Annotated in this window: 7 protein-coding genes and 5 pseudogenes; 1 reads left to right on the forward strand and 11 read right to left on the reverse strand. The window is 50.4% G+C overall.

Annotation, left to right across the window (positions count from 1 at the left end; all coding sequences use genetic code 11):
- The 4 genes and pseudogenes from DZ54_RS24415 to DZ54_RS27615 all read right to left on the reverse strand — a co-directional run.
- A pseudogene (locus DZ54_RS24415) lies at window positions 1–157 on the reverse strand (DUF4277 domain-containing protein); the annotation flags it as partial.
- Window positions 158–512: 355 nt separating this feature from the next.
- Window positions 513–1,724, reverse strand: a complete 1,212-nt coding sequence (gene manA / locus DZ54_RS0115995; RefSeq protein WP_025675192.1) for a mannose-6-phosphate isomerase, class I — start codon at window positions 1,722–1,724, stop codon at window positions 513–515.
- Between the two features lie 92 nt (window positions 1,725–1,816).
- Window positions 1,817–3,250: pseudogene (locus tag DZ54_RS0116000) on the reverse strand (PTS fructose transporter subunit IIC); the annotation flags it as partial.
- 65 nt (window positions 3,251–3,315) lie between these two features.
- Window positions 3,316–3,727: pseudogene (locus DZ54_RS27615) on the reverse strand (PTS sugar transporter subunit IIA); the annotation flags it as partial.
- A 249-nt stretch (window positions 3,728–3,976) separates the two neighbouring features.
- Here DZ54_RS27615 and DZ54_RS0116005 point away from each other — a divergent pair.
- Window positions 3,977–4,840: a helix-turn-helix transcriptional regulator gene (locus DZ54_RS0116005; RefSeq protein WP_025675194.1), complete on the forward strand. Its 864-nt coding sequence runs from the start codon at window positions 3,977–3,979 to the stop codon at window positions 4,838–4,840.
- Here DZ54_RS0116005 and DZ54_RS0116010 read toward each other — a convergent pair.
- The 7 genes and pseudogenes from DZ54_RS0116010 to DZ54_RS25610 form a co-directional block, all read right to left on the reverse strand.
- Window positions 4,831–5,595 (reverse strand): PTS sugar transporter subunit IIA, encoded by a 765-nt coding sequence (locus DZ54_RS0116010; RefSeq protein ID WP_025675196.1) that lies wholly within the window; start codon window positions 5,593–5,595, stop codon window positions 4,831–4,833. The two genes, DZ54_RS0116005 and DZ54_RS0116010, sit on opposite strands and share 10 nt — an antisense overlap.
- Window positions 5,592–5,948 (reverse strand): PTS fructose transporter subunit IIB, encoded by a 357-nt coding sequence (locus tag DZ54_RS0116015; RefSeq protein WP_081721698.1) that lies wholly within the window; start codon window positions 5,946–5,948, stop codon window positions 5,592–5,594. Before DZ54_RS0116015 ends, DZ54_RS0116010 begins: the two co-directional genes overlap by 4 nt.
- 197 nt (window positions 5,949–6,145) lie before the next feature.
- Window positions 6,146–7,239 (reverse strand): annotated as a pseudogene (gene wecA / locus DZ54_RS22620) (UDP-N-acetylglucosamine--undecaprenyl-phosphate N-acetylglucosaminephosphotransferase).
- 55 nt (window positions 7,240–7,294) lie between these two features.
- Window positions 7,295–9,477, reverse strand: a pseudogene (locus tag DZ54_RS22625) (YjbH domain-containing protein).
- Window positions 9,477–10,220: a capsule biosynthesis GfcC family protein gene (locus DZ54_RS0116030; protein ID WP_025675198.1), complete on the reverse strand. Its 744-nt coding sequence runs from the start codon at window positions 10,218–10,220 to the stop codon at window positions 9,477–9,479. Before DZ54_RS0116030 ends, DZ54_RS22625 begins: the two are co-directional and overlap by 1 nt.
- Complete coding sequence (locus DZ54_RS0116035) at window positions 10,213–10,833, reverse strand: YjbF family lipoprotein (protein WP_051416074.1); 621 nt, start codon at window positions 10,831–10,833, stop codon at window positions 10,213–10,215. Before DZ54_RS0116035 ends, DZ54_RS0116030 begins: the two co-directional genes overlap by 8 nt.
- A 150-nt stretch (window positions 10,834–10,983) precedes the next feature.
- Window positions 10,984–11,292: a hypothetical protein gene (locus tag DZ54_RS25610; protein ID WP_025675200.1), complete on the reverse strand. Its 309-nt coding sequence runs from the start codon at window positions 11,290–11,292 to the stop codon at window positions 10,984–10,986.
- Window positions 11,293–12,170: the final 878 nt, after the last annotated feature.

The following is a 12,170-nucleotide window of genomic DNA, read 5'->3' on the forward strand; positions in this document are numbered from 1 at the left end:
AGGATCATCGCTAAGACGGCATCACCATGTGAAACCTTGTGCTCAGAGTACTTAGGAATGATACGGTCGATAATATCTGGTAAGCCAATTTCATGACAGAAAGCAGCGATTAGCCTAGGTGATCGAGACGTTTAATGACAGGTTGAGGAGCAGGCATGGTAAGCGACCGTTAAATAACAGTAATAGATCAAAACTGGGGATCACGGTCAAGAGGTCTGTGACACTAAAATCTGTAAATGATCGCTAGATCACACTATTTTAATTCATTAATTGGCTGCGGAATGACGGATGTAGGCTTTCTGACTTGATTAAGAAAGTTCAACATAAGTACGCTCGTAAGTGAGTGGAGGTAATGGCAAGCAGTATACGGTGCCGTTACGTCACGTCCTTGAGAAGACGGCTTAGTTGAACTAGGAAAAATTCTTAGTTTTTATTGAGTGGGTTATAAATCGTGAAAGGCATCACAAGCTGACGGGGCAAGCGCGCGTTATGTCGCGTCTTACCCCGATATATTAGGTGTTAAGTGTATTTTTTACTCTGACAACATCACCCATCGCGCTTAACGTGTATGTTGCCGTACAGGCGGGAATAAATACCGATTCACCTTTTTCAATCGTCAATGTCTGCTCGGCGTGAACCACAGTGAGCGGGGCATTGACGGCAAAAAGAATTTCCGCACTTTGCATGTCACAATCAATGTCCGCCACTTGCCGATAACGTGAGAAACTAAAATCAGGCACCGAAACTGGATAATATTCGCCATTCGCCATCGATTGGGGTGGGAGCTTTATCTGATCCGGTGTGATTGGAATAAAGCTCGTACAGGCGATCAGCTCGTCAACATCAATGTGTTTGGGGGTCAGTCCGGCTCGCAGCACATTGTCGGAGTTGGCCATCACTTCTAGCCCGACACCATGGATGTAAGCGTGAGGCGTACGCGCGTGTAAAAACATCGCTTCCCCCGGCGCCAGTGTCACGACATTCAGTAATAGCGGGGCAAATAGGCCAATATCACCTGGGTACTGTGCCGCCAAATCAATAATGGTATCGAAGGGGGCTTCCGTCGCGTTTTCATCAGCCACGACCATTAAAGCATTCACAGCTTCCGTTTTTTCGGTAGATTGAAGTGTTAAAAGCTGAGAAAAGGCGCTTTGTAGCGTGTCTGCTGCGGGGGTGTCGACAAAGGCTTGGAAAACAGCATTAAGTGAGCCGCTGTTGATTTTGGTGACGTTTTCGATGATCTCTGCATGTGGACGAAACCCGTTCATTGCCTTAAAGGCAGTGAGTGCATAAACAAGCTCAGGCTTGTGGTTAGGATCTTTATAGTTACGATGCGCCGCAGATAGAGGAATGCCTTGTTGGTTTTCTTTTTGATAGCCGTGTTCGGCTTCTTGCTTGCTGGGATGCACCTGGATGGATAACGCTGTGTCTGCGGCGAGGACTTTGAATAGAAAAGGCAGTTCACCAAAGCGCTGATAAATCTCCGCGGATAAAGCGGATTGCGGATCGGATTCAATCAGTGTGTTGAGTGGCAGCCAGTCTGCGCCAACTTGTATCTCGGAGCTAGCTTTAGGATGCGCGCCCATCCAGATTTCAGCTTGCGGCTGCTGGTCGGGGTTAGGAATATTAAACAGTGTTGGTAATGCCGTGCGGCTCCCCCATTGATAGGTTTGGATGGGATTGCGCATTAAAAAAAATGGCTGAGAGTGAAATGGGCTATTCATACAAGCGGTACCCTTACATGAGGAAAACGGCCTCGTGTGTCGAGGCCGAAAGAGACAATGAAACAGATTATTATTGGGCGGTTATAGCATAATCAGGCGGCTGATTGCAGCCACTGCGCTTTGCGTGCCTTTTTCAAGCTGACACAAACCAATGCAGTCACTACCGCGCCGTTAACCATACAAACAAGGGCAATCACTGGCTTGTTCATCGCGCCAAGTAACGCCACCACAGGGCCACCATGCGCTACGCTATTCGTCACGCCTAAACCGAAGGCCATCACCGCTGCGACCATCGAGCCAACCATATTGGCCGGGATCACCGCGATAGGGTCTTGCGCCGCAAAGGGAATCGCGCCCTCTGAAATGCCAACCAGACCCATAGCCCCCGCCGCTTTACCGGCTTCGTGTTCTGTGGCCTCAAAGATATTAAGTTTACGGCCCAATACGGTCGCCAAACTCATGCCCAGAGGCGCCACTGGGATAGCACAGGCCATTGCGCCCATAAATTGGGTTTGGCCGCTGGCAATCATCCCGACGGAGAATAAGAAAGCGACTTTATTGAATGGGCCACCCATATCAAAGCCTGCCATACCGCCGAGTACAATCCCTAATAAAATATAGTTACCGGTGCTCATCGCGGTGAGCATGGCGGTGAGCGAATCCATTAGGCTGGCAATGGGTGCGCCAATCACAAAGATAAATAGCGCGGCGATAAACAGCGTACCGGTAATCGGCGCAATCATGATCGGAACGAGTGGCTGGAGGAATTTATGATAATTTATGCCACTGATCCATTTGACAAAGTACCCCACGAGTAAGCCAGCAATGATTGCCCCGATAAAGCCTGTACCTGCCTCAGCACCGTAAAAGCTGCCGGTGTTGGCAATCCAGCCGCCAATTAAACCGGGTGTCAGTGCTGGGCGGTCGGCAATCGCATAGGCGATATAGCCGGCAAGCACTGGGATCATTAATTGAAAGGCAATCACACCGACATCCAGCACTTGTTGCCAGGCACTGCCTTCGGGAATCGCCATGCCCGCTTCCGTCGGCTCACCGCCAATGGCAAGAGAAAGCGCGATTAATAGCCCGCCGGTCACCACAAAGGGGATCATGTGCGAAACCCCATTCATCAGATAGCGATATAAGTTACTTCGCCAGTTTGTTGAGCTGGTTGGTGGCGTACTGTTGTTTGTGCTGTGTGTTGAGGTACCGTCAGCATGATAAGGGCCGGCATTAAGTGCGCTTTCAATTAAGCCTTTACCGTTTCGAATGGCTTCTTTGACACCGACTTCGACCACAGGTTTGCCATTAAAGCGGCTCATATCGGTTTGTTTATCACAAGCAACGACAATCGCATCGGCGCGTAATATGTCGTCTTGAGTGGGGGAGTTTTTAACCCCAATCGAGCCGTTGGTTTCGACTTTTATCTCATAGCCTAGTTCGTCAGCGGCTTTCTCTAGCGCCTCAGCGGCTAGATACGTATGCGCGACGCCCGCCGGGCAGCCCGTCACACCAATAATTAACCCTTTTTTGGGCCCGGTACTGGCGCTTTCTTTGCTGGGTTGAGTCAGCAACGTCATGACCTCACTGGCGGTGTTGGCCGCCAGCAGTGCTTGTGTAAATCCTGGCTCGATAAGTTTGGATGAAAGGGAGGCCAGCACTTCAATATGATGATCACCACCGTTAATGGGGGAGGCAATCATAAAGAAGATATGGGATAACTCACCATCTTCAGCACCGTAATCGATGCCGTCTCGACTAATACCGATGACCACGCCGGGTGTGGTAACAGCGTCACTTTTTGCATGAGGCAGTGCGATGCCAGATTCAAAGCCCGTATTGCCGAGGGCTTCGCGCGCATTCACATCTGCGATAAAGGCGGCTTTATCGCTAACACGGCCATTGTCGACCAATGCTTGGCTTAGTTCATTAAATACATCTTGCTTGCTGGTGGCGTCGAGGTTGAGACGTATCAAGCGCTCGTTAATCAGTTCAGATATCATGATGGGCTCCTGCCGATTCGTGTGAACATGGTGATCAGTTTGCGCCCGTCTGCTGCTGGAAAATAGTGCAGAGAAATAGCATTTACTGGAAGATTGTGCCCAACCGCTTTTAGTGTGATCTTGCTCATTAGGCGGGATCGGCGATCGTATGGGTATAATGGCCGTGTTGCTGATGCGTCGTGCTCACGTCGCTTGCGGTGATTTTCCGTTTTGGACAGCGAGCTCGGACACCATCGGATAGGAATAACCATGAAAGCCTCGACACCTACCAGTTTTTCTCATTTGCTTGAACTACTGAAGTCACCTGACGAGCAGTTCGGCCGTGTGATCTTTGCCAATGATTGGCAAGTGCCTGAGCCTTTCAGTTACCAAGTTAACTTTCCACGCCTAGAAATTGTGGTGTCTGGGCGTTATACCAATATCGTCTCGACCCCAGAAGGCGTGAAAACGCACACTTTGGTTGGCGGTGAGGCGCTTTATATCGCGCCAAACTGTTGGAACAAACCCGACTGGCAACATTCATGCTCGGTGCTTAGCCTACTTTATGGCCGTCGACAGTTGGGGTTTAGCTTAGTGAATAAACGCGCCAACGTGGCCGGATTTTACGGCGTGCAAAAGTTCTCCGTACCAATGCGCGCGGGCTTTGCGGTGGATAATATTCTTGAAGCGCTAAACGCGCTCGCGAAAGAGCCCAACAAGCACTTAACCGATGCATACTTGATTAAGGCATTGTTGGCCTATACCCATCAATTAGTCGATAAACCGATAGTCAATGCCCACTCTCGTGGGGAAGATCTCTACCAAGGGATCTGTATTTACATTCAAGAGCACTACCAGCAAGCCCTGTCGCGTGCGGATATTGCCGCGCATTTCCACATCGGCCCGAGTCATCTATCACGTTTGTTTAAACAATATGGGCATATGACATTGGCTGATTACATTGTGTGGGTGCGTATTGATCGGGCTAAATTTATGCTGATGCGGTATGAGTTCCGATTAGTCGATATCGCGCGTCGCTGTGGGTTTAATGATGTGAACTATTTCTGCCGCGTGTTTAAAGCGAGAACGGGCAAAACGCCCTCGGAATATCGGCGACTAAGCCATCAAGCCTGATCTAAAACGGCCTCGAGTATCGCGAGTTGAGTGGCAAGATCGTCACAGTGCAACAACCAGCGCCGAAATGCGGATGACGATAAACGGCGAGACAGGCGGCTGATGGCGCGTAGTATTGGACGCTCGATGTCACTAGGGATCGCGATCGCAATACACAGTGAAACCGATTCTTGATTCAACCAGGTCATCGCGGGGTGGCAGCGAGTCACTATAATGGCGGGATGAGGGACGCTGCTATCAATAATATGAGGGAGTGCAACCTGATCGCCAAGGTAAGTAGATGAATGTGCTTCTCGCGCCATAAAAGCGGCATAAGCTTGCATTGCCGCGTCAGTATCCGCGACGCGTTCAACGATCTCTCTAAACAGCGACTCGCACTGTGTAGCTTGGGTATGTAATCCTTCAACGGACAGATTTGAATCAGCAAAGCGTGATGGCGGATCTAACGGATTGTTTGCGGCAGCAGTAAACGCAGAGGTGCTGTATAGGTGCCAGTGCTTGCTAACGTACTCGGCGAGTACCAAGCACATCAACTCGGCATCACTCCCTTTAACCAGAAGCAAGCAAATATCATTAGGTTGGGTGCCCGTGGCAAGCATGGATAAGGTGTCGGCGGTGGCGGCTGTACGGTCTTTGTTCACATTCACAAAGGTGCTTTTGCCACCGAACAGTGAGCATAGCCTTGCCAACTCGCTCACTTGCCAGCTGATTAAGCCTTGCGACGGCGCTGAAAAGCAGACAAATGCGCCTGTCATTGGGGCAATTGCGTTTGTAGCGCCGCTTTGGCGTCTGTGAGGACGTCCTCCATGGCAAGGCGAACAATGGTTGAGTGACTCAATCGTTCCGCTTTTTCAAGTTCGATATCAGAGACGATAATCACGCAGTCTGCTTGCATGATCTCGTTAAGCGATAGTGCATTTTCAATCCCCATTGCCCCTTGGGTTTCTACCTTTATCTGAATTCCAAGGCTTTTAGCTGCTTTCTCAAGTTGTTCAGCAGCCATGTACGTGTGAGCGATTCCTGTCGGACAAGCGGTAATTGCGACGATGTTGTTCATAATGGTTGAAGCGTTATTGTTGGTTGAATAGTTAGACCCCGGTGCTCGCATAGGTCTTTTGCTTTTTCTGTAATCGGTATTTAAAAGCTCGAATACAGAGTACAGGAAGAGACGAGACGCTTCGCTTCTAGAGGCTAGAGACTAGGGAAAGCAGTGCCTAGGTCCTAGGATCCTAGGACCTAGGCACTTTTTCTACAGAGACAGACACGTTATGCTTTTTCCGTATTCGGTAACCTGTTTCCTAATCTCTAGTTTCTAGCCTCGCCAATCTTCTCACCAAATTCATTCTTTCCCAGCTTTGATCTAAAAAAAGATGTGATGCGCCAGATGTAGCGTAGCATTAGGCAGTAGCCACCAAAGCATGCGAGAAAGCCCACAAACATGATGGTTTCATGGATCTGAAGCAGCTCGCCTAGAATACCAATGCTGGCTAAGCTGCTGGCCAGTAAACAAATGGTCGCCAGGGTTTGGCGTGATGATAACCCCACGCGCTGAAAAATATGGTGTAAGTGTTCGCGATCGGGCTTAAACGGCGAGTCGCCGCGTTTAACGCGCCGAAACATAATGGCTGTCATATCCATCAGTGGTAAGGCAATGAGCCATAATCCAGTCACTGGCCTTATAGCCGCATTGGTTGGATGTTGGCTGGCGAGTAATAAAAACCACACCACGGTAAAGCCAATCAGCATGCTGCCGGCATCGCCCATAAATACTTTGCGCTCTCGGCCGAGTAACCCAAGGTTAAACATTAAATACGGCAAGATAATCACGGTGAGTACCAGGCAAAGGTAGGCCATAGATAAGTGGCCATTAAGGTAGAGCAAGGTACCTAAGCTGGCGAACGTGACTGTCGCCAACCCTCCTAAGAGCCCATCAATACCATCCACCATATTAAAGGCGTTAATGGCGCCAATGACTGCGAAAACCGTTAACACATAGCCAAGCTGTCGAGTTGAATACGCCCCGTGGCAACAATGTCGCCCAGGCGGCTAAGCTCAATGTTGCCAAGCACAATCATCGCGACGGCAAGCGCGCCTTGCACGCCAAAACGGAGCTTAAAATCGATATCGAACTTGTCATCCAAGACGCCGATCGCCACTAAGATCAACATACAGATCGCATACAAGCCGCTATGCGGAATAAGGGTAGGGTTGTTGATCAAAAAGTAAACGAGAGAGAGGCAGATAGCGATACCGCCAACAAGCGGCACGCTACCTGCGTGTTGTTTGCGATGATCTGGCTTGTCGACCAATCCAACACGTTTCGCGACCTTACGTAGTAAAAACAGGGAGGCGGTGGAAAAGAACAGTAATAAGGCCAAATCGGCGAATGAAACTATCACAGGGGAATCCTTTTGGGATGACGGCTCAGTTGTCTAGTATATGCCATATTGTCGTTTAATCACTATCCGCTGGACGCGTAAACCAAGGGGCGCGGCCATCGGTTAACTGATAGAGCGAATGTTTGCGGTTAAGCTTTTGTCCGCCATCACGTTGAAGGGGCTGCCACGAGAGGCCACCTCGTGAGGTGGTGGGCTTGACCGAGAGCAAGTCAAACGGAATCGAGACATAAAAGCCCTTGGTAAAACTACCTTCGCCAAACTCTTCTGCCGATAAATCGGTTTTGCTGGCATACGCGCCCACGGTGATCCCGCTATCAAACTGCTTGGCGATATCCACAGTCACCCCCACATCTTCGGTAAGATAGCGACCGGCGCTGATTTTGGCCAATGTGCCATCAAATAAGCTTAGCGGGTTTTGCCAGTAAAGTGTAGCGTGACCGGTGGTAGAGCCGGTTTGCACGCGGAATCCACGGTTGCCATTTTCTGCAGGCTGATACTCGTTTTTAAATAGCCCAAACGCCGAGCCTGGCTCGCGCTGTTTGACGTAATTGGCATCTAACCCAAAGGCAAATTGGCTGTCCATGGGCCGGTAAAGCACTTCGCCGCCCACACCGGCAAACATGGTTTCTAAATAGCCGCCATAGGTTTGGGTGTACCAGTTATCGCCCCAGTGATCCAGGTAGGTCAGCTGCACATTGGTCACACGTACGGTGTCTTCGAGATACTGGCGGTTTAGGGTGCGTACTCGTTTTAAGTCGGTGCCATCCGGCGGCACTGTGTATTTAAACTTGTCGTAGGTATCCGCAATGTTGACATACACGCTGGACGAGGCAATGAAGTGATCGCCTAACCGGGCAGCGGCGTTACCACTTAGGCCGAGTGAGTACATGTAAAAATCTTCTGAGCCCCCAAACGACTGCACAAACACAGGGGCAATACCGAGGTCGATATTGTCGCGCTGGTTCGCTTTTATCTTGCCTGATGTCTGGCTGGAGAGTTGCCGGGTTCGCGCATCACTCGGCTGAGCTCCCACGTAGCTGTTGGTTGCTACCGCGGCATACGTGTTGGTATCAATCACAGTTTCAGTGATGGGCTGGCGCTCAGCTTGATCAATAATCCGATATTGTTTGGCATCAATGCCAGTATTGGCAATCAGTGTAGCGGCGCGTGTCTGGGCTATATCTTGATCGCGATATTTACTTTGCTTTCCGGAGACCGTGACTGTGTCGCCATCATAGTGAATTTGGTTATCCTGATAGCCAGCAACGCTTGCAAGCTGTGCGCTTAATGCTTGCCATTGCGCGGCGCTTAAGTCCGTTTGGGTCGTTGTGGGGGCATAGCGCGGGGCGTCATCGTCAAGCCAAAAGCTATCGACCTGATTAAAGTTGGTGTGTAGGCTAAATCCGGCGGTCACGACCGCGCCACGTTCATAGGCTAACCGTGCGCTCCCCCAATCCCCCAAGCGATAAACCGCGCCCACATTCCAAGGGCTATTCACGTCCATCGGAATGCCAGTTTTTGTGCTGATAAAGTCGCTTGGTAGTCGTTGCCATCGTATTCAAGCTTGACGCTAAGCGGCGCATAAGGCGTTTGATATTCAATTCCGCCAAATAGTGCAGTGCAGCCGGTGAACATGCGCGCGACATCAACACTGCCGCCGTTGCCGGAGTAGGTGGTATCGCGGCCACAATCTACCGATTGGTTTTTATCGCCGGTGAGGTTGGCGCGGTTGCCCATGTATCCCCAGCCCAAGCCCAACGAGAAATCAAACGGCCCGGCACGTTTTGAGCCCACAATGTACTCACCATCAAATAACCCGGTGCCGCCAATATCGCGTACGCCAACGGCAAGCTCGGGTAACCAGAAGCCCTCCTGCCACAGGCGCAGTTTTGCATCAATGCTTTTGTCTGTGTATTTGGTGTCACCGCTAAAGCTGGCGTCGTTACTGTAAAGTAAGTCGTGAACCTGAGTGTATCGAATAGTGGTTTCTAACCATGGAAACAGCTGTAGCGAGGTATTGAAGTGCACATAATCTTCGTTATAGGTGCTGCCCAAGGTAAATTCGCCCTCGGGGGCGGTGCGCGCGGTGGGCATTTGCATCAGGCCCACGCCGCCAAAGTCGGTTTGTGAGTGAACCAGATCCGGGTAGTCAAAGGCGTCGGCGGATACTGCGCTGCTAACCGCCAATGCAACCGTGCTAAGCCAAAAGCGATGAGATGGAGAAAGAAAAAACCGCATTATTCAATGAACCTATTTTGCAGATACGTCAGCACGTGTTGATTCGGGGAGATGGGCTGCCCTTTGATCGCTTTTGTCGGCAGGGGGAGGTAAATCACCGAGCCAGGCAGGATATCGCGATGCTGGTTATTCCAATAAGCCACCGGGTGTTGAGTGCGATCGCCGATGGGGCTGATCACCCATACCTGGGATACGCCGAATGTCTCTGTCTTAGCTTGCTGTATGTAGTCTCTCGCCGCTTGTCGCTCATTCCAGGGGTAGTCTCCTGGTTGGTTTACGGCGCCAAGCACGGTCACGGTCGTTGGACGTTTGGGCAGCTGCAGGTGCCAACTTCCATTCAATATCGGGTTTATGTCGGGGGTGATGCGAGTGGTGTCTGGGTTAATCGATCCTGCCACCCGCTCGGCGACAGACAATTGCGTCAGTGTGTTATACAGCGCTTGCCACTGCTGCTTTGCCTTGCTTGTGTTAACGGCGATCTGATGACGAACAGGCTGTAAGTCTGCAATCTGCCGGGCTTTTTCGCTTTGTTGTTGATAAAGCCCGGCAGCTGGCCAATAGATATCGTCGAGTGAACGCTGTTGTGCTTGTGTTACCGTTAACACCGCTTCAGATAGGCGAGGTGGCTGCGTGAACGACAGCGCAATATCTTGATTGGCGGTTACCACATTGGCTTGGGCTGGAAGCGCTAATAACAAGGCGGCTGCGCATAGTCCACGCTTTAGTTTTTGATACTTACTCATCAGCGCCCCCTTGGTACGGTTTTAAATGCGTTAGCGTCACCGCAGGCAGGTTAGGTGCTAGGTGCTGATAGGATTTAACGATTCTGCCCGTGTCGTTGGCCAGCCAATAGTCATTAGTGTACTGAACATTAAGCGCTGGTATGGTGACCAACTCGATATAGTGTGTTGTCTGGACTGGTGTGCCATTCACTGAGACGCTTTGTGTCTTGCCGCGTTTAAAGATGGAGTCGGCGCGATAGCCGCTGTGGTTGCCGGGTTGCCAATCAATGGTGCGTGACCAAGTGTGGGGCATAATCATGGTTGCCAGGCCAACACTTAATGGGTCGGGGGAGTCAGTGTACGTTGCCATAAGGTTACCATCGGTCAAATTCACCGTTTTCACCAATCGGCCATTACGCGTGACCAGCATTTCATTGTCGCCAGATAACCACTTTAAATTTGGGCTCGGATGTTGGCTTGGCTCGGCAAAGGCCAGCACCATAAAGCCTTGCGGACCGTTATCGAGCTGCGCATATAGGCTGGCGTAAGGTAGGGCGTCAATTTCTTCCCAACTTTTATGTGCATCCGGGAAGCCTTGGTAGGCGAACTTAAAGGAATCGCTAAAATTTTGCATGCGCTGTGTGCACCCAGTAGCTATAAGCGTGATGAAAACAGCTAAAACTGGAAAAAAGGGCTTATTCATAGGTTACTGGTTGACGGGCTGTATATTGATTAAAAAGTAGCCACAAAGCCGGCTTTGTAGCTACTTGAATGGCTTTCGCCTTTAGTTATTAGCGTTAGCGCTAGCAGAGGTTGACGTGTTGTTATCGTCATTGTCGTTAGCAGCTACGGCCACACCAATTGCCGCGGCAGCAGCGACGCCAGCAGCAATCGCACCGGCACCAATTCCGCCAGCGGCTGCGCCTGCAGCACCGGCACCGGCTGCGCCAGCACCCGCTCCAGCACTTGCACTTGCGCCAGCACCTGCTCCAGCGCCACTACCACTTGCGCCAGCACCCGGTGCAGCTTCTGTTGCGGCCATTGTGCTTGCTGCGAACAGCATAGCAATTAAGCCTGTTGCAATTTTTTTCATTCGTCTCTCCATGATTTTTGCATTAATACAAAACGTCTGCCTATGCAGACACTTTTAAACTCTAATGGCTATACGACGAGAAGTAAAATAAATACCGCGCGCATCACAGATTTTTCATCTTAAGTGTGCGGAAGTGCAGGGAAAGAGACGAGACGCTGCGCTTCTAGAGACTAGAGACTAGAGACTAGAAACTAGATAGAGCAGATCGTGCTCGCATTGGGGCTCTTGCTTTTTCTGTATTTTCTATTCCGTCATCGGTATTCGTGAATGGGAATACAGAGCGCTTCGCTTACGGAGTACGGGAAAGAGACGAGACGCTTCGCTTCTAGAAGCTAGAAACGAGAGACTAGGAAAAGCGTAAAGCAGTGCCTAGGGACTTTTTTCTACACTTAAGCCGAAGGGCCGATTGGCGTAGGTGACACAAGCCCTGGCACGGTGTTTGATGGATGCACATTGCCAACGGGCGCCTGTCACGATCGGCGCCAAATTTGACATCGATGTCGGAGGCGCGCGGCTACATCGAGTTATAAGATTAACATCACCCGGCGCTTGTCCGACCTTGTATCTCTCCTGGAGCTGAGGTTAGCTACCTCTGTTCCGATGAGTTTGGTGATGCTGAGTCCGACCTTAGTACCTGATGCTGTTGTGTAGATCAGCGCCCAGATTCTTTTGTTCTAATACATTGAATGGTATCCAAGCACCTGTTTTCAGTGATGCTGTATGTACAAGGGTAGTGATAGATGCATTATATCGGTATTGATGTCAGTAAAGCCAAACTCGATTGTTGTTGGTTGCGTGACGCGGAAAAAAACAAATTCAAAACCAAAGTATTTAAGAATAATGTGGCAGACAGCAAGGCCTTAGACATCTGGCTTACA

Source organism: Salinivibrio socompensis S35 (assembly GCF_000513715.1).
GTDB lineage: Bacteria > Pseudomonadota > Gammaproteobacteria > Enterobacterales > Vibrionaceae > Salinivibrio > Salinivibrio socompensis.